This is a genomic window from Herbaspirillum sp. 3R11, assembly GCF_004563925.1.
Lineage (GTDB): Bacteria > Pseudomonadota > Gammaproteobacteria > Burkholderiales > Burkholderiaceae_D > Herbaspirillum.
In genome coordinates, this window is sequence record NZ_SPNJ01000003.1 from 134741 (window position 1) to 159369 (window position 24629).

The following is a 24629-nucleotide window of genomic DNA, read 5'->3' on the forward strand; positions in this document are numbered from 1 at the left end:
TACGGTCGTCGCTGGCATGAGCATGTCCCCGCTTACCTGTCCCGCGCCACGCGGCGCGCCAGCACGATCGCCAGCGCCGGCGTCAGCGCGAAGCAGGCGAACAAGGCGTAAGCCGCATGCCGTGCGCCATCGATGCCGCCCGGTTCGGTCAGACCGGCTGCATTCACCGTGAGCCCGGCCAACGCCGCGCCGATCGCCATGGCATAGAGCTGCACCGTGGTGATGCCGGCAGAGGCCAGGTTCTCTTCACCGCGGCGCGCTGATTTCAACACCCGCGTCAGCAGGTGCGGCCAGCCCAATCCGATACCCAAGCCGACACCGCCGAGCGCCAGCGCCAGCCACAATCCTTCGGCTGCGACATCGACGTCTCCGGGCAACAGCAACACCAGCGACAGCAGCGACAAGGTCATCACCAGCGGTCCGAAACGCACCATCCGATCGGCATCCTTGCCACTGCGCGCCGAACTGAGCAGCGACGCCAGGCTCCAGCCGCCGGCCATGGCGGCCGTCATGTAACCGGCCTGCAGCGGCGCGTAACCATGCAAGGTCTGCAGGAAGTACGGCACGAAGATTTCGGTCATGCTGCCGATCATGAGCAGGCAGACGCAGGCGAATACCTTCCCCATTGCGGTACTCAATTGATAGGCGCCGGTCGGCAACAAGGCCACGTCGGGACGCTGGTCAAGCCAGGCGACCAGCCCACCCGCCGCCAGTCCGGCCGCGACGCCGAGCAATTTTCCGGCGCTGTCCTCGACCTGTCCGGCCAACGCCACCAGCAGCACCGACAGCGCCAGCAAGGCAATCTTGAGCAGTGGAATGCGTACCGGACCAGAAGCCGCAGCGTCGCCCTGCACCGGCTTGCCGCCCAGCTGTCCGGCCACGATCACCGCCTGCAGCAGCGCCACCGGCAACAGGCACCAGAACGCCAGCCGCCAGGCGCCGCCGGCCGCGAACAATCCGCCGACTGCCGGTCCCAGCAAGGTCGCCACGCCCCACATGCCCGACTCCAGCGCCACCGCGCGCGACCACAGGCGCTGTTCGAACAGCACCGGGATCAGCGCATAGCCGAGCGCGGCCAGCAAACCGCCGCCGAGGCCTTGCACGCTGCGCCCGGCCAGCATCCACGGCATCGACAATGCCGTCGCGCACAGGACCGAGCCCAGCGTGAACACCGCCAGTCCCAGCAGATAGGCACGGCGCGGGCCGAGCTTGTCGAGCAGCTTGCTGGTCAGCGCCGAGCCGACGATGGAGGCGACCACGAACAGCGTGATGTTCCAGGCGTAGTACGCCAGGCCGCCGATGTCGCGCACCACCGACGGCAGGATGGTGGTGACGATGTGGACATTGATCGCGTGCAGCGCAACGCCGCCGGTCAGGGCGACCGAGCGCAGCAGATTGCGGCCGGTCAGCAATTCGCTCCAGGACGTGACGACAACGGTTTCAGACTTCATGACTGGCCTCGACATTCGGATGGATAACGCCTAATATGCAAGCGTTTGTTTGGATATTGTTTGAACGCATGTTAAACCCGCACCATGAATTACACAAGTAAACACTTGGAAAATAAAATTACCATTAACCCCGACATGTCGACCGCCGAACGCATCCTGCTCCGGCTGAAGACGCGCGGCCCTGCCTCCACCGCGACGTTGGCGCAGGAACTCGGGATGACGGCAGAAGCGGCGCGGTTGCAGGTGCAGAAGCTGCTGGCGGACGAATTGATCAGCGGCGTGCAGGAAGCCGCTGCCGGCGCCGGACGGCCGCGACAGAACTGGGAGTTGAGTGCAGCCGGCCACGCGCGCTTCCCCGATACGCATGCCTACCTGACGATCCAGTTGATCGGTTCGATCAGACAGCTGTTCGGCGAAGAAGGACTGGACCGCCTGATTTCCCAGCGTGAAGGCGAGATGCGCAAGGATTACCTGAAGGCCTGCAGCGGCCTCGCCGGCATTCCGAAAAAACTCGACAAGCTGGCGTCCCTGCGCGCCGCCGAAGGCTACATGGCGCGCGTCGAGAAGGATGGCAAGGACTGGCTGCTGATCGAAGACCACTGCCCGATCTGTGCGGCGGCAAGCAGTTGCCAGGGATTTTGCCGCTCGGAGCTGCAGCTGTTCAGCGAAGTCCTTGGCGACATCGCCTCGGTGACGCGCGAAGAGCACCTGCTGGCCGGCGCGCGGCGTTGCGTCTATCGCGTCAGGAATGCCGAGGCAATGCATCGGCAATGCATCGACAATACATAAGCGCGGCCCCCGCAAAGTTGTATAGGCAATGCTGACGGCTTCATGTCAGAATCGCTGTCGTGCAACATGAAAACCATCCACATAAGGAAGCTGCAATGAAGACACCGATGAACGCATGCCTGCTGGCGCTGACCATGGCGTTGAGCGCCTGCGCAATCCAGCCGGCCGCCGAGCAAACAACCTCGACCGGACAAGTGCCGCCGGCGCGCGTTTATATCAAGAGCATGCTGTCGCCATCGTCGGGTACGGCCGAAGTGCAGTTCTCACGCGGCTCGTCTTTCTTGTTCGGGAACGCGCCGCTGGAGCTGGCGATCAATGACGTGGTATTGGCGCAGATCCAGAAGGGAGAACGCCTCAGCATCTGGCTCAAGCCCGGGACCAGCTATGACTTCAGCATCAGGCCCGTACATTCGCTGAACAGCTCGACCTATCCGCAGACCAGAAAGATCAGCGTGGATCTGAAGAATCCCGGCACTTACAAGGTGGTCATCGGCGGCGACAAGGAAGGCGCGACCCTGCAACTGGAAAAATGAAGCAGGGACGTTCGTCCGGGCGGTTTTTCCGGCCCTCGGTACAAAGCGCGGCAAAGCCCGCGCTTTTTTAATGCCGGGCAGAAAATCGATGCCGTTCTGCAATGCCCGTGGCGCGCGCTTTTCGGGACGGATACGACATAAAGATTTCTTCAGAAAAACTATCCCGGCGAAATAACAACACTCTCTGAAAAATTATCAATCGGTCATCATTCTTCGCGCGCCGATGCGCTTCTTCAGCACTAAGATGTGGGGAAAAATCTACAACAAATTTCTCTCATGGACGAAGAACTCTATCTCATCAAAGACGCTGGCGTGAGTCCGCGCCAGATTCGCCTGGCGCGCGTCATCATCGGCATCCTGCTGCTGTCGGCGGCGGTCGCCACGCCGCTCGCAACAACCCCCTTGCTGCCGATCCCGGGCTACATGAGCGGCTTCGGCATCGCCATGGTCGTGGTCAACATCATCCTGGCCTCGCTGCTGTTCGCCAAAGGCCTGATCGAAAGCAAGGAGCGCACGATCAGGCTGGGCACGGCGTATTTTTTCGTGACGGTGATTTTCGTGCCGCTGATCGCGGCCTTCCCCGGCGGCCTCATGGAAGCTCCCATCATCGGCAGCACCAGCAGCGCAGTATGGCTATGGTGCGGCTGGCATACCGGTTTCGGCCTGCTCATCATCCGCTACGCAACGAATTCCGAAGAAACCGCGGGCACCGCGACGAGCGTGCGCAGATCCATCCTCACCACGATTGCCGTGGTGGCGTTGCTGACGCTGGCTGCCACGCAAGGATTACCTTACCTGCCGCAAGTTCTCCGCAACGGCCGCGACTTCTTTGACAACTCAACCATGCTGATTCCGGGGCTGGTGTTCGGCGTCAACGTTATCGGCTTGCTCTGCGTAATGCGCATGCGCGAAGAAAAACCGGAACAGTTATGGCTCATGGTCGGCATGGTCGCCGCCTGTATCGACGTCTGGCTGACGCTGTATGGCGGCGCGCGTTTTTCGCTGGGCTGGTATTTCGCCAAGATGACCAGCCTGTTCACTTCGCTGGCGGTGCTGGTTTCGCAGTTGTACGGCATCACGCGGCTGTACCACAGCATTGCCGGAGCCAACCAAATCCTCCTGACGCAAGCCAATCAGGACGGCCTGACCTCGCTGTCGAACCGGCGCTGCTTTGACCAGGTGCTGGAAATTGAATGGAATCGCGCCCGCCGCGACAAGCGTTCGCTGGCGCTGCTGATGATCGACGTCGACTATTTCAAAAAGTACAACGATTGCTACGGCCACCTGGCCGGGGATGATTGCCTGCGCCAGATCGCGCAGCAGTTGTTGCGCGTGATCAACCGGCCTGGCGACGTCGCGGCGCGTTACGGCGGTGAAGAATTCGTGGTCATTCTGCCCAACACGGATGCCGCCGGCGCCCGCCTGGTCGCGGAACGCCTGCTGCTTAACCTGACCGCCGCAAGCATTCCGCACGCCGACAACCAGCCGCTGTGCCACGTCACCCTCAGCATCGGCGTGTCGGCGATGGTGCCGGCCTCCGGCGGCAGTACGACTGCGCTGGCGCTGGCGGCCGACAAGGCCTTGTACGAGGCCAAGGAAAGCGGCCGCAATCGGGTCTGCACGGCTCGCCAGGAATCATTTGCGCTGACGGCAACACCCGCTTTCCAGATGAGCTGAGGGGCGTCAGGGGTCAGATATTCAACAAACCGATAACTGGTATTGGGAATCGAAATTGGAAAAGGACGTCTGAAACACGCATACTGCAACGCAACATAAATCACTTTCTTGCGGAGCCCACCATGCGTATCCTGATCGACATCCTGCCATACACCCTGCTGATCGCTGCAATGGTCGCCCGTTACTTTGCGTCGACCCGCTGATCCATGGCGACAGGCCTGCCGCGAGTGATTGCAGGCCGGCCGGTAGTTCACAGAAGACAAAAAAGGGCGGATATTTCCGCCCTTTTGCTTTTTCCTCCTGCCGGAAAATCTCTTTTCCGCATCTTTACAATTCCCCCCCGACTTTCAAGTAACCGTCCTTGCAGCCGTTATGGAGCTGGGTGACCGTGTCTGGTTGGCCTTACACTCCTCGCTTCATTTCGCTTCCATCCCTTTCGAAAGACTGCTCATGCCGCGCATCATGACCCTCATCCTCGCGACAGCACTGGCGCTGGCAATCACCGGCTGTGCCTGTGTCCCTGGTTTCGTGGGTTTTGACAGTCGCTGCGGCTTCACCAATCTGCCCAGCGGGCAGCCCTGAGAGCAATTTACACTTGCAAATCGGTGTTAAGTTTCCTGCCTTGAATGGCCCCCAGTGCAGCGCAACAAAAAGACCTGTGCCCCTCTTTCTCTATCTCACTGCAAATGCAATTCGAGCCATGCGATCAGGTCGTTGTGCGCGCGCAAACGGCGCTCTGAGGATTCGTTGAAAATCTCGTGGAACGCGTCATCGTAGCAATGCGCGGTCTTGTCGACTTGCGGCACATGCGCAAAGAACGCGCGGCTGCCGGAAGGATCGACGAAGGCGTCGTCGCCGGCGAACTGCAGCAGCAGCGGCGAGGTAAATGTGCCGGCATCGCGCTGCACGCACGCCATCGCGTCCAGCATGAAATTGACGACGCGCGCCGCCACCTTGCCATGGTTGAGCGGATCGCCGAGGAAGTCGCGCACTACCGCTTCGTCATGTGACAAACGCTGCGCCGGCAGGCTGGTCGGCACCGCAAAACCCGGCGCAATCCGGGTAGTCAGGGTCAGCAGGAATTTTTGAAAGGCCGACATCCGGATCGCCAGCGCCGGGGACGACAGCATCAGTCCGCGCACTTTCGACCAACCACCGGTGGCGAAGCGCGCCGCTATCAGACCGCCCATGCTGTGCCCGAACAAAAATGGCGTGGTCTGTGCGGCTGCGGCGAAATCGTCGAATACGATTTTGAGATCGGCAAGGAAATCGTCGCTCGCCTGCACGCTGCCGCGCGCACCTTCCGAGCGACCATGGCCGCGATGATCGTGGATGCGCACCGAGAAACCGGCTTCATGGAAAATTCTCGCCAGTTGGCCGTAGCGACCGCCGTGCTCGCCCAGCCCATGCACCAGCACAACGGCGCCGCGCGGCTGCGGACGGAGGTATTCACGATAGAAAAGTCGGACGCCGTCGGCGGCCTGGAGAAATCCTGTATTTTGATTATTGTCGGACATGGCGCTGCGTTTCCTTGAATGGAAGATCTCGGACGTCTGCATATTGCCCTAAAAATCGACAATGCACAGCATCGCGTCCGCCTTGTGAAAACGGCGCATACGCAGCGAAGAAAAACGGGAGCACAACAAGAAGAGAAGCGCGCCGGACTGTCTGCCTGAAAAATCACACTGCAGCTAGCCCGGCGGCGGCGGAGCGTCGCATTCGGCGCTCCGGAGGAATTGGTGTTGGTATATTTTCTAACCGCCAACTCCGGTATCGAGACCAGATAATAAATTCGCCTCTGCGCGCCACCAATCGGACGATGCCGGATTGCCTTGTAGGACAAGCTCTCCTGTCGCGGAGACGCCGGCTCCTGCTGCTATTGCGCGCTTATCGTTGTGAATCCTGGCCCGCTATTTCGGTGTCCTGACGGCGGCGTGTGCGACGGACACGCCGGATCGCCAGTTGCACGCTGGCCAGCCATGACAGCGGACGCGGATGCACGACCGCACGCAAGGCGCGCGCATAGTCGAGTATCAGGCCCGGCGTCCACGCCATGGTCATGGCGCGCTTGCGGATGTGGCTGGCGACCCAGACTTCCGGTGTGAACAGGATCTTGACGAAGCTCAGCCAGTGGTCGGTGCGCTTGCCGATCACGCCCTCCAATGCAGCCTCCAGCGCATGCGCGACCGTGCTGGAACAATTGCGGTGGGTCAGGTTGTAGATCTCTTCGCGGCGATAGTCCTGCCAGAATTGCTGCAAGTGGCGCGCATCGTAATCGCGGAAAGAAATCTTTTCGGTGGACTCGCACCACGACGCCGATTCCGACGGATAGTCGGTCAGATAGCGGCCGCGCACATTGTTGTCCGGCGTGGCGCGCAGCAGGCGTGAAAACTCGCCCGGTGACCGATCGATTTCAACCGCCGGATACAGGCTGATGTACAGGCTTGGGGCAATCTCCAGCGCGGCGTGACCGGTCGAGATGCGGCCGCTGGCGTCGACCGCGGCGATGTAGCGATCGACGATCGGGCGATGCAGCGTCGCTTCCCTGGCTGAACCGGCCGGCGTCCAGACGTGCACCGTCAACGGCGCTGCCGACGCGATTGCTGCTGGCGTCGTCACCGCCAGCTGGCCGTCGTAGCTGCCCGCATCGAGCGGCCGATCCGAATCGGCGTTGCGATAAGCCAGCTGCGACAATGAACTATCACGCGGCAAACGGCGTGAACGACTGGCCAGCCAGATCATGCTCCAGCCGCTGAAGATCAGCCCCATGCCCAGGCAGTAAGGCACCGTGCCTTTGTAATGCGTGGGGTAAGGCTGAAAGAAAAAAATCGCGATCAGGATCTGGCCGACACCACCTGCCAGCGCCATGCGCCAGCGTGGAAAATGCACGATGGCGGCCGAGATGATCTGCAAGCCGCCGCCGATCGTGAAAGCAGTGCCGAACAGCATCGCCAGCAGCATGTCGCTGTGGTGATAGGCCGAAATGATCAGCAGTGCGATCGCCAGGAACAGGCCGCCTTTGACGTAGCGCAGCGTTTTCTGCGCGCCCACCCCGCTCGACGCGAGGAACAGCGTGGCCAGGCTTTCCAGCAGCAGCAGCCAGCCGAACAGCGTCAGCGGAAACACCAGCACGCCGTCGAGCGCATCGATGCACAGGCTCACGCCGATGACCGCCCAGGCCAGTCCGATCAATGCCAGCACATGCCAATATCGTCGGATAAAATCCGCTCCCAGCAACAACAACACCAGACGTATCACGTTTTATTCCCCATTCAGATGACCGCTGACCGCCTTCTGCGGTCCGACCTGTTTCCCGGCATCCATTCTACCGTCGTCGTCATCGCGCTTGTTCCTAATGGAAAGAATCGACGACAATGGGCGGCCTTCATTCCACTATCCGGTCCATGTTCATCTTCGTCAAATTTTTCAGCGCCTTGCTGCTGTTCCCTCTCAACCTGTTGCTGCTTGCAGCGCTCGGACTATTGTTGCAACGCCGCTGGCACCGGGCCGTGTGGCTGACCTGGACGGCGCTGGCGCTGCTGTTCATGTTCAGCACACGAGTAGGTACGATGTTGCTGACGGCACCACTGGAAGTACAAAACCCCGCGCTGTCGGTCATACCGTCAACAGCGCAAGCGATTATTGTGCTCGGCGGAGGCAGGCAATCGAATGCGCCGGAATATGGCAATCGGGATATGCCCGGCTACGCCGCACTTGCCCGCTTGCAATATGCCGCGCACCTGCATCGCGCCAGTGGCCTGCCCATACTCGTGACCGGCGGCAAGCCTGACGGCTCGACCGAAAGCGAGGCGGCGGTAATGGCGCGCAGCCTGCATGACGACTTCGGTGTCGCCACACGCTGGCTGGAGCAGGCATCCGACACTACCGCGGACAACGCCCGGCTGAGCGTGCCGATTTTGCGCAATGCGGGGGTACAACATGTGCTGCTGGTGACCGATGCCATGCACATGCCGCGCGCGGTACGCAGCTTTCGTGCACAAGGCATCGAGGTGATCCCGGCGCCGACGGTTTTTTTCAGCGGTGAACGTTTTACCTTCAACGATCTATTACCCGGAGGCGATGGCTTGCGACGCAGCAACTACGCGTTGCACGAATGGATCGGCCTGCTCTGGTACGCGCTGCGACCGGCCGCGGACAAGAGCCGATAAGGCCAAGGAAAGCCCCACTAATCGGGGCTTTCTTTTTTTCTACCACGTTTAAAGTTATCCTGTTGTCGCGCCGTTAACGACACAGTCCGGGCAGCATTCCGGACGACAACTCGGGTATTTGTATCCAAGTTTTCAAGGCATGCACAGACACGCCGACCATATCCACATTTAATTAAAGAAAACTCTGGAGACCATGGAATGAAACTTTCATTCAAACAACGTCTGTGGGCGCCGCTCGTCATCAGCCTGATTGCACTGCTCTCGATTTCGATCTTCAACGCTTACCAGGCGCACAACATCCGCCTGGAAGAACGCAAGAAAGACCTGATCAACGTGGCGCAGGTTGCCATGAGTACGATCAAGGAATACGGTGAGCTGGCCAAGAACGGCACGATGACCAAGGAAGAAGCCCAGAAGACCGCGCTGGCGCGTGTGAAGATGATGCGCTACGGCACTGACGGTTATTTCTCGGTATCCAACTCTTCGGCCGTGACCGTCATGCATCCGATCAAACCGGAGCTGAACGGCAAGGACTTGACCAACTTCAAGGATCCGGCCGGCAATCAGGTGTTCGTCAATATCTCCAAGGCTGCCGCCGCGCCCCAAGGCGGTTTCATCAACTACATCTGGCCGAAAGTCGGCTCGCCCGATCCGGTGCCGAAAACTTCCTATGCGTTCCGGTATGAACCATGGGACTGGATCGTCACCACCGGCGTGTACATGGACGACGTCAATTCGGCGTTCACGCAATCGGTCTATCAGCTGATCGCGATCTTCGCCGGTTTCGCCATCATTCTGATCGCGCTGGTGGTGGTCAACAACCGCAGCATCCTGCGCACCATCGGCGGCGACCCGGGCGACGCGGCGGAAATCGCCAACCGTATTTCCGACGGCGACCTGACCCTGGTCATCAACACCGCGCCGGGCGATACTTCGAGCCTGGTGTATGCGTTCAAGCGCATGCGCGATTCGCTGACGCACACGATTTCGAATATCAAATCGTCGGCCGACACCATCGCCACTGCATCGAGTGAAATCGCCAGCGGCAACCTCGACCTGTCGAACCGCACCGAACAGCAGGCCGGCTCGTTGGAAGAAACCGCTTCGGCAATGGAAGAACTGACCTCGACCGTGAAGCAGAACGCCGACAATGCACGCCAGGCCAATCAGCTGGCGGTGTCTGCATCCGAAGTCGCGATCCAGGGCGGCGCGGTCGTCAGCCAGGTGGTCGACACGATGGGTTCGATCAATGAATCGTCGCGCAAGATCGTCGACATCATCAGCGTCATCGACGGCATCGCCTTCCAGACCAACATCCTCGCGCTGAACGCCGCAGTGGAAGCTGCCCGCGCCGGTGAACAGGGTCGCGGCTTTGCCGTGGTGGCGAGTGAAGTGCGCAGCCTGGCACAGCGCTCTTCCGCTGCGGCGAAAGAGATCAAGACGCTGATCGATGACTCGGTGTCCAAGGTCGACGTCGGCAGCAAGCTGGTGCAGCAGGCCGGCGAAACCATGAACGAGGTGGTCGCCAGCGTCAAGCGCGTAACAGATATCGTCGGCGAAATCAGTTCGGCCAGCCAGGAACAAAGCGCCGGCATCGGTGAAGTGGGCCAGGCCATCACCCAGATGGATGAAGGCACGCAGCAAAACGCCGCGCTGGTGGAACAAGCCGCCGCCGCTGCGCAATCGCTGCAAGACCAGGCCGCCACGCTGGCCCAGTTGGTGGGACGCTTCAAGCTCGATGGTGCTCACGTGCAGGCGGCGCCGATCGTGCGTGCTGCCGCGCCGGTACGTACTGCGGTGGCAAAGGCGCCGGTCCGGCCTGCTGCCGTCGCCGGCAAACCCAAGGCGGCTGCTCCTGCTGCAGCGCCGCGCATCGCCTCGGCGCCTGCCAAATCGGCGGGATCGAAACCGACGATGCCGGATTCCGATTCGGATTGGGAAACCTTCTGACGGACGTCCCTGCATCATCGTGACGGGTAGCAAAACGAAGGGCTTGCATCTCAGTGCAAGCCCTTTTTTCATGCGTTGATCCGGCACATTTTCTTTCACCGCGACAATGCCGCCATGCTTGTCGAAGCAGTCATTTTTTGAGAGTTTTCTCATATTATTTGAGGACGTGAATCGCGAGAATGGTTACATCGCGCTGAAGCAAAGCGCCCACATGAAACCACGATCGCCATGAACCGCCTCGCCGCCCTCATCGTCCTGACTTCCGCCTTGTGCGCCGCTGCCGCCGCGTATGCCGCGCCGACGGTGGAACTGCGCGTGACCGGCGTGATCCGCCCTTCCGCCTGCACCCCGACGCTGGGCAACAGCGGCGTGGCCGACTACGGCACCATCCCTGCCAAGACCTTGCAGGCCGGTCAATACAAGAAACTCGACGTCAAGCAAGTCAGTCTTTCCGTGACCTGCGACGCCACCGCCAGGATTGCGCTGGTGGTGCTCGATAACCGCAGCGCTTCACGCGTCGACGGCGTGGTCGACAGCATTCGCGCCGACACCGCCTACAACTTCGGTCTCGGTAGTGTTGCCGGCAAGAACGTCGGCGGCTACACCATGATGCTGTCCGCCACCGCCCTGGCAGACGGTCAGCCGGTCTCCGCCATCTCGTCCAGGGACAAGGGCGCTTCGTGGAGCGGCAATGCCAACTACCTCGACCACGACGGCGCTTATTTCTCTTTCGCCCAAAGCGGCACGACACCGGTCGCACTCAAGACGCTGGCCGCGACCATCAACGTCCAGGCGGTTCTGAACAAGCCGGAAAACTTGCCATTGAATCAAGACGTGCCGCTGGACGGCTCGGCCACGATCGAGATCAAGTATCTTTGACGCGACAGAGTTGCGCTGCAAGCACGCTTCTTGCACGCACTTTTTGCGCAGTCCACAGTCAAACTGGGAATCGGCTTAAAATAAGCCGGTAGCATTGACCAGTAAATTGCGCCGTTTAGTTGTCGACCGTCTGTGAAAATCCAGCAGTTCCGACAGGTCCGCCCTGTCGAATCCGTTTAAGGAAAGAGACATGGCAAACTCTCCCAAAACAATGTCCAGCCTGATGTGCGAACTCAGCGTCGCACTCGCCGACCTTGCTGAAAAAATGAGCAATCTGGCAATCAATCTGGAAAACCAATACCTCGATTCCGATGCGGAAGAACCGGCTGCGCTGATGGAAGCCGCCCGCTCCACGATTGAAAAGGCCAGGAGCAATTGACGCGCCGCCTGCCGTCACTTCTCCTAGCCTGACTTGTTACGTTTCTTTTTTGACATTATTTCCCGAGCGGCATCACGCGTCACCACGCTGCCGTCATCGTCGATCCAGAACGACGCCCCTTCCGCCTCCACCCGCTCCGCAATGAAATCCGCCACCACGTTGACGCGCACGATGTCGCGCGCGTCGGCATGCGTGATCAGCCAGTAGGACCGATACAGTTTCACCTGCGGCAACAGGCGCACCAGTTTCTTCTCGCGCCGCGCCATAAAACAGGGCAACACGCCCAAGCCTGCCCCACCGACCACCGCCGCCATCTGGCTGATGATGTTGGAGATGCGGATGCGCGGCCGCAACGTCGGAGAAATCTCGGACAGGTAATCCAGCTCGCGCGACCACATCAGGTCTTCCACATAGCCGACCCAGGGATGCGCCTCCAGTTGCGACTTGTCGCCGATGGCAGGCTGGCGGCGCAGGTAGTCGCGTGCAGCGTAGATGCCCAGTTCGTAATCGTTGAGACGCCGCGCATACAAGCGTCCCTGCTCGGGCCGCGTCATGCTCACGGCAATATCGGCCTCGCGTTTGGACAGGCTGAACAGGCGCGGATTGGCGATCAGTTCCACTTCGAGCTCCGGATGGCGCTGCGCCAGCAGGTCCAGTTGCGGCGCCAGGAAATAGGTGCCCCAGGCTTCCGGCGTGCCGATGCGGATCGAGCCGGTCAGCCCCTGAGCGGGATCGTCCTGGCGCGCATGGATGCGCACCGCCAGGCTTTCCATCGCTTCGGCTTCGGGGATCAGGCGCTCGCCTTCGACGGTCAGCGCGTAACCGGCCGAGCGACGGTCGAACAAGGCCGCGCCGAGGGATTGTTCCAACCCGACGATACGCCGGCTCAGCGTCGAATGATCAATGCCGAGCTGACGCGCAGCGACCGTCAGGCGGCCGGCACGGACCACGGCGAGGAAGGCTTGCAGGTCATTCCAGTCGAACTTGTTCATGGGATTTCCGTATGCGATTTTTTGCACATGAAGTGTGTGATATTCGGCATTTACCGGGAAAAATCCCAATGCTACTCTTTTTCTGCTTTTACGCCTGCACGTTCATTTTCTTGCTGATGCGGGCGACAAACCTACAAAGGAGACCGCATGTCCAACATGTTCAATCAGCTCAAGGCCTTGGCCCAGGCCGGCAAACCGGTGCGGGTCGGCCTGATCGGCGCCGGCAAGTTCGGCTCGATGTTCCTCTCGCAGGTGCCGCGCACGCCCGGCGTGCATCTGCTCGGCATCGCCGACCTCTCGCCGGCGCGCGCCAAACAGGCGCTCACACGCGTCGGCTGGAAGGACGACATGCACGCCGCGCGCTCGTGGGATGAAGCGCTGCGCGACGGCAGCACCTTCGTGCAGGACGACGCCGAAGCGATGATCGCGCATCCGCAACTCGACATCGTCATCGACGCCACCGGTAGTCCCGCCGCCGGCATCCGCCACGCATTGCTGTGCTGCCAGTACCGCAAGCACATCATCATGGTCAACGTCGAAGCCGATGCGCTGGCGGGACCGCTGCTGGCGCGCCGTGCGGCCGAAGCCGGCATCATTTATTCGATGGCCTACGGCGACCAGCCGGCGCTGATCGCCGAGATGGTCGACTGGGCCCGCACCTCGGGCTTCGACGTGGTGTGCGCCGGCAAGGGCACCAAGTATCTGCCCATCTATCATCAATCCACACCGGATACCGTGTGGGGCCACTACGGCTTCAGCGAGGCGCAAGTGGCGTCGGGCGACTTCAATGCGCAGATGTTCAACTCTTTCCTCGACGGCACCAAGTCGGCGCTGGAAATGGGCGCGGTGGCCAACGCCTGCGGCCTGACGCCGGGCGCCGACGGACTGGCCTTCCCGCCCTGCGGCGTGGACGATCTGCCGAACCTGCTCAAGCCTGCCTCGGCGGGCGGCATCCTGCCGCACTCGGGCACGGTGGAAGTGGTGTCGTCGCTGGAGCGTGACGGCCGTCCGGTGTTCCGCGATTTGCGCTGGGGCGTGTACGTGACCTTCGAAGCGCCAAGCGATTATGTACGCGACTGCTTCGCCCAGTACGGACTCAAGACCGATGCCAGCGGCCGCTACGCCACCATGTACAAACCGTATCACCTGATCGGCCTCGAGCTCGGCATCTCGGTGGCCAACATCGCCGTGCGCGGCCAGGCCACCGGCAGCACGCTGGCCTTCAGCGGCGACACCGTCGCCACCGCCAAGCGCGATCTCAAACCGGGCGAGAAGCTGGACGGCGAAGGCGGCCACATGGTCTACGGCAAACTGATGCCGGCAGCCGACTCGCTCAACGCCGAAGCATTGCCGATCGGCCTGGCGCATCACATCGTGCTGCAGCGTCCGGTTGCAGCGGGTCAGGCAGTGCGCTGGAGCGACGTCGCCATCGACAGCAGCGTGCAGGCGATCCAGGTGCGGCGAGAAATGGAGGCGCTGTTCCGCAAGGAAATGGGATTGGCGGCGCCGCGCGACAGCATCGCCGCATGATCTGAACTCGCATGAAAAAACCGCCGTCCGGCATGACACCGGACGGCGATTTTCTTTTGGCGACGACGTATCAGAAGTCGTACTTCAACTCTGCAAACAAGGTCCGCTGCGGAAACGGATGGAACAGGAAGTAATCCTTGTTGGTGATGTTGTCGATGCCGACGGCGGTGCTCCAGTGCTTGTCGATCTTGTAGCGTACGCGCGCATCAAAAATCACGTAGCTGTCGAAGCCCTGGTAGGTATGCGTATTGACGTCGCTGTTGTCGACGGTGGCGTACAAGCGGCCGCTATAGCGTCCCGCCAGCGTGTAGGCCCACTTGTCGTCGGGACGGTAAGTGCCGACCAGCGTAGCGCGCCACTCCGGTACGTAAGGCGTGCGCTTGCCGACCGAGGTCGAGGTGGTCGAGACGAAACTGCTGTTGCCGAGGATGCGCGCATCGACGTACGTCACACTGCCGTTGATCTCGAGTCCGCGGATCAGCGCGTCGTCTTTTTGCAGCACCAGTTCGACGCCGCGCTGGCGCGTCTTGTCGATGTTCTGCGTATAGGACGACACCACCGTGCCCAGCGTCGCCGTCTGTGCAATCAACGCGTCCGATACTTCTTCCTGGAACAGCGACACGCGCACCTTGCCTTTGTCGAGCGCACGCTCGATCGCCAGTTCGCTCGACAGCACGCGCTCCGGCTGCAGGTTGGGATTGGGCTGGCGGAAGATCCCGTCGCTGCCCTGCACGTTCTGGTACAGCTCGCCCACGGTCGGGAAACGCAGGGCCTTGCCGAACGAACCGGTCACCTGCCACGCATCGCCGGGCGTCCATGCCAGCGACAGTTTGGGTGAGAAGCCGGAATTGCGCACTTCAGGTTGATTGATGCCGCCGCCGGCGACCGCATAGTTGTAGCCGCCAAACGCGCGCCACCATTCATAGCGCCCACCCAGGGTCGCCTTCCAGTCTTGCGCCAGGCGCCAGACATCCTGCGCCCACACGGCGGACGTCTCGGTCTTGCCGCGCGAATCGGTCGACAAGGCGCCGTTGCTGCCGGAAACCCAGTTGCTGGTCAGGTAAGTCGGGCTGACCAGTTTGTATTGATCGTAGTGTCCGCCGAAGCTGACGATGTGCGCACCCTTGAGACCGTCCGGACGCCAGATGCCCTTGAGATCGAGCGTGTTCCAGCCGGTGCCGCTGGCATCGGCGACAGTGCCGGCGCCGCCGTTTTGTGCAGCAGGATAAAGACCTGTCGACGTACGTGTCAGATCCTTGGACATGGAGGAATTGCTCACGACTGCTTCCCAGTCGAACACGCCTTGGGTCTTGCTGCGCACCGACAGGCTTTGCATCCATTGCTCCTGTTCGGTGTAATTGCTGGCCAGCCCGCTGGGATAAATGATGGTCCCGGCCGCGTTGCGGAGGTAGGACTGGCCATGCGAATCGGCCCGGTTCTGCCAATAGCCAAGGGTATAGGCGGCGGTCAGCGTCGGCGAAAAATCATAGGCCAGCTTGAGCTTGGCGTTGTCTTGCACGGTATGCGTCAGGCCGTTCGCCCCGAGCACGAAGATATTCTTGCCGGTGCGGTCTTGCGCAGCGTAGCCGCCGATGCTGCCGGCCGGCGCCGTGGCGGCAGTCACGTAGGTCAACGGCTGGCTATAACTGTCCAGATGATTCGCGCTGAACCACCACGACAGGTCGCCGCTGCGGTTGCCCAGCGTGGCGCTCAACTCCTGTGCTCGATAAGTATTGCTGGTGCCGTACTGGCTGAAATCCTGGAACGCGGTATTGGCCTTGACGCTGGCTTCGAAGTGATCGGGCATGCGCGTGGTGATCTCGGTCACGGCGCCGTAGGAATTGCCCGGGTACTGCGCAGCGAACGGACCGTACAGCACGTCGATGCGCTCGACTTCTTCCGGCGCGACCATGAACCAGCGCGGCGAACCGTTGCCGTTATTATTGTTGATCAGCGCCGACAACAACATGCCGTCGGCGTAGATCAGGCTGCGCGCACCGGCGTTGATGCCGGTGGTGCGCGTGGACATGGGCGCCTGCGTGTCGCCGATGTAACGCTTGCGCACCAACACGTTGGGCAGGTACTTGAGTGTGTCCTCGACGTTCATCGCGTTGACGGTGTCGGCCGCCGTGGCGGCGGTGATGCTTTCGGTGGTGGTCGGCAGTTGGTTCTTTTCGCTGACCGAGCGCGACTCCTTGACGACCACTTCGGGCAAGGCGGCAGCGCCTTCAGCTTGCGATTGAGTTTGCGCCTGACTGAGCGGGCTCCACGCGGCGATCATCGCCAGCAACAAGGGTCGCAAAGGGAATGGAAATGGCTTGGTATTTTTCATGTTGATCCGGACCGGCGGCGCAGATGCGGACGAGAGCCGCACTTGCACAAGTTGACTGAACAGGGAAGGCAACCGTCAAACCCGCAACGGTTGCCACGACATTCAGGCAACCAGCGGCGGCGCCCGCGACAATGCGACGGTCCAGGCAAACAGCGGCTGCGGTGCGCGATAAAACAGGCGCGGCAGGAAATGTGAAATGGTAAACACGGTCTCGGTCGGCATCGGTTGCCGTGGCGGCGCGACGGCGTCGGCATGCATCAGGCAATACGGACAATGCGAGGAAGAAGCCTCCTTTTTACCGGTGTCGCGGTCAGCGTCGTTGGCGGTCTTGTCGCCGAAGGCGCTGCAGATTTCCATCCAGAACGAGCCGCCGCGCTCCTGCGACCACGCTTGCGACGCCGCGGAAAACGTCGGGGCGAGCACCATCAGCAGCACCGCCAAAATGGCGGTCCACGCGGTGATTGTGTTGCGGATGGATGGGCTCGAACGGCCCGATGTCTGCTTCCCCATCTTGCGAATGTAGCATGCACATGCACGGCAATGCAGCGCCGGAACTGGTGTTCAGGCCGATGGCGATGCGTACGCGGCGGGGAGGGAAAAACTTGAGAGGCTGGAAAGGCTTGCCGGTGGCGGTCTGCAAACGATGCAGGCCGCCACGGCAAGACCGGATGAAAGCAGGTGCGACAAATTGTCGCACCCCTGCAAGCCGGGAAGTCTGCAGGGGTGAATCGTCCGGATTACTTGTTCGGCGTTGCGGCCGGTGGCGTCGGCAGCGCCTTGATGCCCTTGGTCTGCGCCACGGTCAGGCTGGTGACGAAACTGGCGACGTCGTAAGGCTTGCCGTCGCGCTCGCCGGCGGTCTTGTCGATGTGGTGCGCCTCAACGACATAAGTGCCTTGCCATGGCAGATCGAAGTTCACCAGGCCTTGTTCATTGGTGTGGCCTTCCTTGCCCCAGCCTGCCGAGGTGATGATGCTGATCTTGGTCTTGGCCAGCGGCTGGCCCTTGTAGACCAGCTTGAATTCTCCCGGCTTGCCGGTGGTCACGATGTCCAGCGTCAGGCGCGGCGCCTGTTCGGCGAAACCGGTGACCAGGCGTGCAGCCGGGGTCCACAGGGTACGCGTCACGGTCTCGCCGGTCTTGCGTTCGAGGATGGGATAGTGGGCTTCTTCAGCAACGATGGACTCGCCCTTGCCGGCGCGTGCCGACAGTGCGTAGGCGTTCTTGCCCTTGTTCACGTCCAGTGTCTTGTCGCCGTTGGCGCCCAGCAGGACGGCGCTCGGTTGTACGAAGCGGTCGAGCAAACCAGGCGAAGTTTCGCGCAGGTTTTCGCCGAACTCGCCGAAGTACAGGTTAGCGGACTTGGCGTCCTGCTGCAGCCAGACGTGGTGAGCCTGCGCGGACGCGGCCAGCAGCAAGGTGGACAGCAAGGCGGGAATGACGAGACGTTTCAGTTTCATGTAGTGCTTCCTTTCAGGGGCTAGGTGTTTTTATGATGCAAAACGACAAACTCTCTCCGGCGCAACGAACAACGCCATGCCGGAGAGGAAGAACGAAACGGGAGATCATGCGCAGCGCCGGATGGCGCCAACCTGGCTTTCGGCTCGGTTATTTTAATTATCGAGAATGATTATCATTATAGCAGAAGCTGACAAAACCCTGAATCCGAAAAGCCCCCTAAAATGGGTGCCGCTCTTTATCGGCAAAACCGTGCGCCTTCATCGGCGCAGGTAGCCGCAGTTAAAATGAGCTGGTGCAGGGCTACAAGAAATTGCAGAACGAGTTCTGATCGGATTTTTCCCGACCGCCCATGAAAAATCCGGCCGCTCCTTGAGGGAGGGCCGGATTTTTTTACGTCCGCGCAACAGCGTGGCGTGTTCAGCTGCCGCGATACGTCGAATACGACCACGGCGAGACCACCAGCGGCACGTGGTAATTCTGAGTCGGGTCGGCAATGCCGAACGCCAGCACCACTTCGTCGACGAAACGCGGGGCCGGCAGTTGCACGCCCTGCGCCGCAAAATAATCGCCGGCGCCGAACACCAGTTCATAACGTCCCGCCAACAATTCGTCGCCTTGCAGCAACGGCGCATCGCAGCGGCCGTCGCTGTTGGTGACGGCGTTTTTCAGCAGGACCTTCTCGTTGCCGCGGACCGCAAACAAGGCCACCTTGACGCCGACGCCCGGCTTGCCTTGGGTGACGTCCAGGACGTGGGTGCTCAGTTTTCCCATTGTGTTTCCTCTCGTTGACAAATTTTGTAGATCATTTCAGTCGCAAATGATATACCGCTGAGATCAGGTCCATATACGTTCGCCGTTATATCTGTAATCAATTCTGAAGACATAATTCGGCGAAGATGCAAAAAACGATTCCAAGGCAGGAGACATGACAGATTCCACTTATCCTCGCGACCTCACCGGTTACGGCCGTACGCCCCCGCATGCGCATTGGCCGAACGGCGCGCGCATCGCGTTGCAGTTCGTGCTGAACTACGAAGAAGGCGCGGAGAACAGCGTGCTCGACGGCGACGCCGGCTCGGAAACTTTCCTGTCCGAAATCATCGGCGCCCAGAGTTTCGCCGCCCGCCACATGAGCATGGAATCGCTCTACGAATACGGCTCACGCGCCGGCCTGTGGCGCTTGCTGCGCCTGTTTGAAGAGCGCAAGCTGCCGTTGACCGTGTTCGGCGTGGCGCGCGCGTTGCAGCGCAATCCGGAAGCCACCGCCACCTTCCTCGAGCTCGGCCACGAGATCGCCTGCCACGGCCTGCGCTGGATCAGCTACCAGAACATCGATGAAGTTACCGAACGCCGCCACATCGCCGAAGCGATCGCGATCATCAAGGACATCACCAACAACGCGCCGCTGGGTTGGTACACCGGCCGCGATTCTCCCAACACACGCCGCCTGGTGACCGAACACGGCGGCATCGCCTACGACGCCGACAGCTACGCCGACGACCTGCCCTATTGGGACAATGTACAAACCGCGCATGGCGCGACTCCACAGCTGATCGTACCCTACACGCTCGACAGCAACGACATGCGTTTCGCCGCGCCGCAGGGTTTCAACACCGGCACGCAATTCTTCGACTACCTCAAGGACGCCTTCGACGTGCTGTACGCCGAAGGCGATCCGGCCGGACTCGATCGTCCCAAGATGCTGTCGGTCGGCCTGCACTGCCGCATCGTCGGCCGGCCGGGGCGAGCCGCCGCACTGGCGCGCTTCCTCGATTACGTGCAGCAGCACGACAAGGTCTGGATTACACGTCGCATCGACATCGCCGAGCACTGGCGCGCTACTCATCCATTTACCAATCCGTTCAAGCTTTGATCTACCGCCGTGGCGGCTCCACGGAAAACCATAAAAAAGCAGCACACCTATACCATTCAATGGAGGAGACACCATGCAGAAAGCAAACGCAATTGTGCGCACGCCACTGGGCAAACATCTCGCAGCCGGCCTGATCGGACTGTCGGCGTTGGCTGCCGTGCAGCACGCACACGGCGCCGACTGGAGCGACAATTCCATCGGCTATCGCTACGGCACCAAGTTCGCAGAGCCGTTCAACACGCAGGACATCAGCAAGAACATCGTCAACTTCACCCATGCCAGCGGCTACAAGTACGGCACCAATTTCCTCAACGTCGACTTCCTCATGTCCGACAACAAGGACAGCAACGCACAGGAAGCCTACCTGACCTATCGCCACACGCTCGATATCGGCAAGATCAGCGGCAAGGACCTGGCCTTCGGCCCGGCGCGCGGCGTCGGCTTCACGCTGGGCGTTGACCTCAACACCAAGAACGATCCGGGCTACGGCTCCAAGAAGCGCATGTGGGTGGCCGGTCCGACGCTGATGATGGACGTGCCGGGCTTCCTCAACCTGAGCATCTTCGCGCTGTGGGAAAGCAACAAGCCGGTCGGCATCGCCAACCGCTATTCCTACGACACCCATCCGATGTTCAACGCCGCCTGGGGCATTCCGTTCGGCACCAGCGGCTTCGCGTTCGAAGGCTATCTGAACTACATCGCCGCCAAGGGCAAGGATGAATTCGGTAACAGCACCAGCCCGGAGCTGAACTTCGACGGCCAGATCATGTACGACGTCGGCACCCCGCTGGGCATGGGCAAGAACACCTTCCGCGTCGGCGTGGAATATCAGTACTGGCGCAACAAGTTCGGCAACCGTTCGACGGTGCCGGGCTCGCTCGCCAAGACGCCGATGCTGCGCGCGGAATATCACTTCTGAGTCTGCGTGTAACATACCGGGGGACGCACTTGCGTCCCCTTTTTCATTGACACACCCGATTGCCCATGACCGACATCAGCCGCAATGAATGGCAGACCCGCCTGGACCTCGCCGCCTGCTATCGCCTGTGCGCGCTGCAGGGTTGGGACGACGTGATCTATACGCACATCTCGGCCAGCGTTCCGGACGAGCCCGGCCACTTCCTGCTCAATCCCTTCGGCTTGCGTTTCGATGAAGTCTGCGCCTCGAACCTGGTCAAGGTCGACCGCCACGGCGCGATCGTCGGCGACAGCCCCTATCGTATCAACGTCAGCGGCTTCGCCATCCACGGCGCGGTGCACGCGGCGCGTCCGGATGCGCTGTGCGTCATGCATCTGCACAATGATCATGCAGTGGCCGTCAGCGCCCAGCCGCAGGGCTTGCTGCCGCTATCGCAACACGCGCTGCGCTTCTACGAGGCCATCGCCTGCCACGACTACGAAGGACTGGCGCTGACGCCGACCGAGCAGACCCGTCTGATTGAACGCCTGGCCGATTTGCCGGCGCTGCTGTTGCGCAACCACGGCAGTCTGGTGTGCGGGCGCACCATTGCCGAGGCCTACGTGCTGATGGATACGCTCGACAAGGCCTGTCGCATCCAGCTGCTGGCGCAAGCCGGCGGCCAGGCGCTGCACATGCCGGCGACGGATGTCTGCCGCAAGACGCACCGTCAACTGCTTGGCGACGGCAGCCCCGAAGGCCTGCTCGAATGGCCGGCATTGCTGCGCAAGCTGGATGCGATCGACGCGTCCTACAAGAATTGATTTTACCGAGGAGACGACATGCCCACATTCAACATCCAGCTGTTCGAAGGCCGCAGCATCGAACAAAAACGCGAACTCGTGAAAGCGATTACCGAAGCGACCTGCAAGACCTTGCAATGCAGTCCCGAATCGGTCGACATCATCATCCAGGACGTGCGCAAGGAGAATTGGGCGACCGCCGGCAAGCTCTGGTCGGACTGACATCGACACTGCAGAAATAGAAAAACGGCGTGCAGGATGTGCACGCCGTTTTTCTATTTGTGAATCCTGAAATCGTTCTATTCGGACAGCACCGTCTCCACTTTTTCATTCGGCGTGAAACGGATCAGCGGCACCCGTCGCACCATCCACAAGCCGATCAGCGCGGACACGACCGCCAGCGCAATGCCCATGTGGATGGCGCCGACCAGCGCATCGCGCGCAGCATCCAGCAAGGCCGAGCCGTTATGTCCCGCTTGCAGCATTTGCGCCAGCAGGGTCGACTGGATGTCGTGGTTGACGAGGATTTCCGGGTCCTTGAATTCGGCCAGCCACTGCGCTGCGTGATCGGTTTCCAGCGCGCGTTCGACGCCGCTGCCGTACATCTGCGTGACCAGCGTGCCGGTCACGGCGGTGCCGAGCATGCCGCCGATCATGCGCAGCGACTGCAGCAAGGCGGTGGCGATGCCGAGATGTTCGCGGCTTGCGGCCTGCTGGGCGAACACGGTCAGGTTGGGCAGCACCAGCCCGAGGCCGAAGCCGCCGGCCAGCATCGTCGCCAGCATGAAGCCGGTCGACGTATTGCGTTGCGACAGCACGATGCCCAGGCAAGACAGCGCAATCAGCACGAAGCCGACGTACATCATCATGTTGGGATTGGGAATGCGCGTGACGATGCGGCCGTTGACGATGCTCGCCACGGTGATACAGGCCACCAGCGGCGTGATCAGCAGGCCCGCTTCGCGCGGTGACATGCCGAAACCGCCCTGGAACAGCAGCGGCGCATACATCAGCATCGAGAACATCGAAAAGCCAGCCAGCACCGACAGCAGGAACAGGCTGGAGAGCGCCGGATCCTTGAACATCTCGAACGGCAGGATCGGTTGTTCGACCTGGCGCTCCCATTTCCACAACGCGTAAAACGCGCCGATGGCAACCACCAGCAAGGCCAGCATGCCGCCGGTCAGGCCGCGCTTGGGGAAGAGCTCCACCAGCAGTTGCAAGCTGCCCAGCGCCACCGAGATAAGCAGCGCGCCCACCCAGTCAAGGCGAACCTTGCCGACGTGCTTGTGATGACGGATGTGCGGGATGTAGCGCATTGCAAAAAACAGCGACACCAGGCCCACCGGCAAATTGACGTAGAAGGTCCAGCGCCAGCCCAGCGATTGGGTCAGGAAGCCGCCCAGCGATGGGCCCACCGAAGTTGCAATGCCATAGGCTGCGCTGAGGATGATCTGCCAGCGCAGGCGGATGTGCGGATCGGGGAACAGATCCGCCGCCGAGGCGAACGCGGTGCCGACCAGCATGCCGCCGCCGATGCCTTGCAGGCCGCGCGCCAGCACCAGGAACAGCATGCTGTCGGCCATGCCGCACAGCATCGAGGCGATCACGAAGATGATGATGGAAGCGATCAGGAACGGCTTGCGGCCGAAATAATCACCAAGCCGGCCGAAGATCGGGACGGTGATCACCGACGTCAGCAGATACGACGTCGCCACCCAGGCATACAGGTCGAAGCCCTTGAGCTCGGCGACGATGGTGGGCAAGGCGGTGCCGACGATGGTCTGGTCCAGCGCCACCAGCATGATGACGAAGCAGATGCCGAGCGTGGCCATCAGGGATTCGCGGAAAGGCAAGACTTGACCGCTCGAATGCGCGGCTTCTTTGTGTGGAGACATGTTGGGAAAATCGTTTGGCCGGGGCTTGCAGATGTTGATGTTGGCGAAACGACAAGCACCTGGAAATGATTACTTGTCGTGCACGACCACATTCATCACAGGCGCCAGCCTGAAGTGACTGAACCGTCATTCTATCAATTGCGGACGTACCCTGCAGAATGTCGTGGCAACGATGCCGGCGTCAGCGTTTCGCGTCGCGGTGATACAGCACCTCGCGACCATTCAGCGGCTGCAGGTCACGGCTGTTGGCCGTGTAGTAGCGATGAAAATCTTCCAGTTGGGCAGACGACAAGGTGACCGGCTGCGACAGCACATGCCACTCCGCGTTCTCGGTCAGCGGCGGTGTGGTCAGCGAACCGAGATATTGGAAATAACTCAGGTCTGCCGGCAGCAACGGACTGATGTCAAACTCAGGCATCGGCTCCGCCTGCCCTGCGCGTACGACGCGTCGCATGATGGCGTCAAATGCAGGATTGGCGGCGCCTTTCTGAAACAGCACACCGATCACGGCAAGGCGACCGTTCTTGGCGCGGTAGACCAGATGCAGCTCCAGCGGATATCGCTTGCCGTCGATTACATGCTCGGCCGGTGTGTGGAAGTGGAACTGCTGCAGTTGAAAGCGGCGGCCGCGGATGGTCGCAAAATTTCCCGGCAATACATTGACTTGTATCGTGTGTGAATTGTCCACCACGATGGCGTCTCTGGTCGTGCGCACTATCTTGATGCTGTCGTCTTCATCGTCGTCGAGATCCGGCATCGCGTTGTTCGAATCAAGTGCAACCGGCGACTGGCGGTCACCATGCACTTCCTTCCACCCTGCCTGATGCGCATAATCAAAGCGCACGCCTTCTCCCGTCGCATCCGGCGTAGCGCCGGCCAGCATGACCGTGAATAACAGCATCGCAGGCAACGCCTTGTCGGCCCCCAAAAAAATCGTTGATTTCATGAAAATCCTCGGTCCCATGTTGTTCGTCACTGAGGCCGAAATTTTAGTCGCGCGCTTGTCCGAAACACG

Annotated in this window: 23 protein-coding genes; 13 read left to right on the forward strand and 10 right to left on the reverse strand. The window is 61.0% G+C overall.

From position 1 onward, the window contains the following. Nucleotides 1–32: 32 nt before the first annotated feature. Complete coding sequence (locus tag E4P32_RS14080) at nt 33–1451, reverse strand: MFS transporter (RefSeq protein ID WP_233526682.1); 1419 nt, start codon at nt 1449–1451, stop codon at nt 33–35. An 84-nt stretch (nt 1452–1535) separates the two neighbouring features. Here E4P32_RS14080 and E4P32_RS14085 point away from each other — a divergent pair, with 84 nt between their 5' ends. The 4 genes from E4P32_RS14085 to E4P32_RS24355 all read left to right on the forward strand — a co-directional run bounded on the left by E4P32_RS14085 (nt 1536) and on the right by E4P32_RS24355 (nt 5032). Next, a complete protein-coding gene (locus E4P32_RS14085) occupies nt 1536–2240 on the forward strand; it encodes a metalloregulator ArsR/SmtB family transcription factor (protein WP_116435183.1) in 705 nt (234 codons plus the stop codon). A 95-nt stretch (nt 2241–2335) separates the two neighbouring features. Beyond that, on the forward strand, nt 2336–2773 hold the full coding sequence (locus E4P32_RS14090; RefSeq protein WP_116435182.1) for a hypothetical protein: 438 nt from the start codon (nt 2336–2338) through the stop codon (nt 2771–2773). Nucleotides 2774–3049: 276 nt separating this feature from the next. Beyond that, entirely contained in the window at nt 3050–4450 is a 1401-nt protein-coding gene (locus E4P32_RS14095) for a diguanylate cyclase (protein WP_116435181.1), read from the forward strand. Between the two features lie 450 nt (nt 4451–4900). Beyond that, entirely contained in the window at nt 4901–5032 is a 132-nt protein-coding gene (locus E4P32_RS24355; protein ID WP_255419428.1) for a hypothetical protein, read from the forward strand. Nucleotides 5033–5127: 95 nt separating this feature from the next. Here the strand turns inward: E4P32_RS24355 and E4P32_RS14100 are convergent, their stop codons facing one another. Continuing rightward, on the reverse strand, nt 5128–5967 hold the full coding sequence (locus E4P32_RS14100) for an alpha/beta hydrolase (protein WP_116435179.1): 840 nt from the start codon (nt 5965–5967) through the stop codon (nt 5128–5130). Between the two features lie 370 nt (nt 5968–6337). Continuing rightward, on the reverse strand, nt 6338–7651 hold the full coding sequence (locus E4P32_RS14105) for an MFS transporter (RefSeq protein ID WP_116435178.1): 1314 nt from the start codon (nt 7649–7651) through the stop codon (nt 6338–6340). 203 nt (nt 7652–7854) lie between these two features. On the opposite strand from E4P32_RS14105, the gene E4P32_RS14110 reads away from it, so the two are divergent. From E4P32_RS14110 to E4P32_RS14125, 4 genes are all read left to right on the forward strand, one after another. Then, nucleotides 7855–8619: a YdcF family protein gene (locus E4P32_RS14110; protein WP_116435177.1), complete on the forward strand. Its 765-nt coding sequence runs from the start codon at nt 7855–7857 to the stop codon at nt 8617–8619. Nucleotides 8620–8817: 198 nt separating this feature from the next. Further along, complete coding sequence (locus E4P32_RS14115) at nt 8818–10569, forward strand: methyl-accepting chemotaxis protein (protein ID WP_116435176.1); 1752 nt, start codon at nt 8818–8820, stop codon at nt 10567–10569. Nucleotides 10570–10797: 228 nt separating this feature from the next. Further along, complete coding sequence (locus tag E4P32_RS14120; RefSeq protein ID WP_116435175.1) at nt 10798–11448, forward strand: DUF1120 domain-containing protein; 651 nt, start codon at nt 10798–10800, stop codon at nt 11446–11448. Nucleotides 11449–11638: 190 nt separating this feature from the next. Beyond that, nucleotides 11639–11827, forward strand: coding sequence for a hypothetical protein (locus tag E4P32_RS14125; RefSeq protein WP_029363234.1), 189 nt, complete (start codon nt 11639–11641; stop codon nt 11825–11827). A 23-nt stretch (nt 11828–11850) separates the two neighbouring features. Here E4P32_RS14125 and E4P32_RS14130 read toward each other — a convergent pair whose 3' ends face one another. Further along, on the reverse strand, nt 11851–12819 hold the full coding sequence (locus tag E4P32_RS14130) for a LysR family transcriptional regulator (protein ID WP_116435174.1): 969 nt from the start codon (nt 12817–12819) through the stop codon (nt 11851–11853). Between the two features lie 156 nt (nt 12820–12975). On the opposite strand from E4P32_RS14130, the gene E4P32_RS14135 reads away from it, so the two are divergent. Further along, nucleotides 12976–14349 (forward strand): SAF domain-containing protein, encoded by a 1374-nt coding sequence (locus E4P32_RS14135; RefSeq protein ID WP_199525663.1) that lies wholly within the window; start codon nt 12976–12978, stop codon nt 14347–14349. A gap of 70 nt (nt 14350–14419) precedes the next feature. Here the strand turns inward: E4P32_RS14135 and E4P32_RS14140 are convergent, their stop codons facing one another. The 4 genes from E4P32_RS14140 to uraH form a co-directional block, all read right to left on the reverse strand. Beyond that, entirely contained in the window at nt 14420–16681 is a 2262-nt protein-coding gene (locus tag E4P32_RS14140) for a TonB-dependent receptor (RefSeq protein WP_116435172.1), read from the reverse strand. Nucleotides 16682–16783: 102 nt separating this feature from the next. Next, nucleotides 16784–17191 (reverse strand): DUF2946 domain-containing protein, encoded by a 408-nt coding sequence (locus E4P32_RS14145; RefSeq protein ID WP_116435171.1) that lies wholly within the window; start codon nt 17189–17191, stop codon nt 16784–16786. Between the two features lie 227 nt (nt 17192–17418). Next, a complete protein-coding gene (locus tag E4P32_RS14150; RefSeq protein ID WP_116435170.1) occupies nt 17419–18141 on the reverse strand; it encodes a DUF4198 domain-containing protein in 723 nt (240 codons plus the stop codon). A 418-nt stretch (nt 18142–18559) separates the two neighbouring features. After that, nucleotides 18560–18913 (reverse strand): hydroxyisourate hydrolase, encoded by a 354-nt coding sequence (gene uraH / locus E4P32_RS14155; protein ID WP_116435169.1) that lies wholly within the window; start codon nt 18911–18913, stop codon nt 18560–18562. Nucleotides 18914–19067: 154 nt separating this feature from the next. Between uraH and puuE the strand changes: the two genes are divergently transcribed. The 4 genes from puuE to E4P32_RS14175 all read left to right on the forward strand — a co-directional run bounded on the left by puuE (nt 19068) and on the right by E4P32_RS14175 (nt 21938). After that, on the forward strand, nt 19068–20015 hold the full coding sequence (puuE, locus tag E4P32_RS14160; protein ID WP_116435168.1) for an allantoinase PuuE: 948 nt from the start codon (nt 19068–19070) through the stop codon (nt 20013–20015). A 73-nt stretch (nt 20016–20088) separates the two neighbouring features. Next, nucleotides 20089–20934, forward strand: coding sequence for an outer envelope protein (locus tag E4P32_RS14165; RefSeq protein ID WP_116435167.1), 846 nt, complete (start codon nt 20089–20091; stop codon nt 20932–20934). Between the two features lie 65 nt (nt 20935–20999). After that, the gene (locus tag E4P32_RS14170) at nt 21000–21737 is read left to right on the forward strand and encodes a class II aldolase/adducin family protein (protein WP_116435166.1); all 738 of its coding nucleotides are present in this window, start codon (nt 21000–21002) and stop codon (nt 21735–21737) included. Nucleotides 21738–21755: 18 nt separating this feature from the next. Next, nucleotides 21756–21938: a 4-oxalocrotonate tautomerase gene (locus E4P32_RS14175; protein ID WP_116435165.1), complete on the forward strand. Its 183-nt coding sequence runs from the start codon at nt 21756–21758 to the stop codon at nt 21936–21938. A gap of 77 nt (nt 21939–22015) precedes the next feature. Here E4P32_RS14175 and E4P32_RS14180 read toward each other — a convergent pair whose 3' ends face one another. Next, a complete protein-coding gene (locus E4P32_RS14180; RefSeq protein ID WP_116435164.1) occupies nt 22016–23614 on the reverse strand; it encodes an MDR family MFS transporter in 1599 nt (532 codons plus the stop codon). A gap of 181 nt (nt 23615–23795) precedes the next feature. Beyond that, entirely contained in the window at nt 23796–24560 is a 765-nt protein-coding gene (locus tag E4P32_RS14185; protein ID WP_158559733.1) for a carbonic anhydrase family protein, read from the reverse strand. Nucleotides 24561–24629: the final 69 nt, after the last annotated feature.

What these genes read in the sequence shown, in the direction of transcription:
- E4P32_RS14145 (WP_116435171.1), bottom strand. Translation starts at nt 17,191, where the DNA reads ATGGGGAAGCAGACATCGGGCCGTTCGAGCCCATCCATCCGCAACACA.
- E4P32_RS14125 (WP_029363234.1), top strand. Translation starts at nt 11,639, where the DNA reads ATGGCAAACTCTCCCAAAACAATGTCCAGCCTGATGTGCGAACTCAGC.
- E4P32_RS14095 (WP_116435181.1), top strand. Translation starts at nt 3,050, where the DNA reads ATGGACGAAGAACTCTATCTCATCAAAGACGCTGGCGTGAGTCCGCGC.
- E4P32_RS14175 (WP_116435165.1), top strand. Translation starts at nt 21,756, where the DNA reads ATGCCCACATTCAACATCCAGCTGTTCGAAGGCCGCAGCATCGAACAA.
- E4P32_RS24355 (WP_255419428.1), top strand. Translation starts at nt 4,901, where the DNA reads ATGCCGCGCATCATGACCCTCATCCTCGCGACAGCACTGGCGCTGGCA.
- E4P32_RS14170 (WP_116435166.1), top strand. Translation starts at nt 21,000, where the DNA reads ATGACCGACATCAGCCGCAATGAATGGCAGACCCGCCTGGACCTCGCC.
- E4P32_RS14165 (WP_116435167.1), top strand. Translation starts at nt 20,089, where the DNA reads ATGCAGAAAGCAAACGCAATTGTGCGCACGCCACTGGGCAAACATCTC.
- E4P32_RS14085 (WP_116435183.1), top strand. Translation starts at nt 1,536, where the DNA reads ATGAATTACACAAGTAAACACTTGGAAAATAAAATTACCATTAACCCC.
- E4P32_RS14090 (WP_116435182.1), top strand. Translation starts at nt 2,336, where the DNA reads ATGAAGACACCGATGAACGCATGCCTGCTGGCGCTGACCATGGCGTTG.
- E4P32_RS14150 (WP_116435170.1), bottom strand. Translation starts at nt 18,141, where the DNA reads ATGAAACTGAAACGTCTCGTCATTCCCGCCTTGCTGTCCACCTTGCTG.
- uraH (WP_116435169.1), bottom strand. Translation starts at nt 18,913, where the DNA reads ATGGGAAAACTGAGCACCCACGTCCTGGACGTCACCCAAGGCAAGCCG.
- E4P32_RS14110 (WP_116435177.1), top strand. Translation starts at nt 7,855, where the DNA reads ATGTTCATCTTCGTCAAATTTTTCAGCGCCTTGCTGCTGTTCCCTCTC.
- E4P32_RS14180 (WP_116435164.1), bottom strand. Translation starts at nt 23,614, where the DNA reads ATGTCTCCACACAAAGAAGCCGCGCATTCGAGCGGTCAAGTCTTGCCT.
- E4P32_RS14135 (WP_199525663.1), top strand. Translation starts at nt 12,976, where the DNA reads ATGTTCAATCAGCTCAAGGCCTTGGCCCAGGCCGGCAAACCGGTGCGG.
- E4P32_RS14140 (WP_116435172.1), bottom strand. Translation starts at nt 16,681, where the DNA reads ATGAAAAATACCAAGCCATTTCCATTCCCTTTGCGACCCTTGTTGCTG.
- puuE (WP_116435168.1), top strand. Translation starts at nt 19,068, where the DNA reads ATGACAGATTCCACTTATCCTCGCGACCTCACCGGTTACGGCCGTACG.
- E4P32_RS14080 (WP_233526682.1), bottom strand. Translation starts at nt 1,451, where the DNA reads ATGAAGTCTGAAACCGTTGTCGTCACGTCCTGGAGCGAATTGCTGACC.
- E4P32_RS14120 (WP_116435175.1), top strand. Translation starts at nt 10,798, where the DNA reads ATGAACCGCCTCGCCGCCCTCATCGTCCTGACTTCCGCCTTGTGCGCC.
- E4P32_RS14185 (WP_158559733.1), bottom strand. Translation starts at nt 24,560, where the DNA reads ATGAAATCAACGATTTTTTTGGGGGCCGACAAGGCGTTGCCTGCGATG.
- E4P32_RS14100 (WP_116435179.1), bottom strand. Translation starts at nt 5,967, where the DNA reads ATGTCCGACAATAATCAAAATACAGGATTTCTCCAGGCCGCCGACGGC.
- E4P32_RS14115 (WP_116435176.1), top strand. Translation starts at nt 8,818, where the DNA reads ATGAAACTTTCATTCAAACAACGTCTGTGGGCGCCGCTCGTCATCAGC.
- E4P32_RS14130 (WP_116435174.1), bottom strand. Translation starts at nt 12,819, where the DNA reads ATGAACAAGTTCGACTGGAATGACCTGCAAGCCTTCCTCGCCGTGGTC.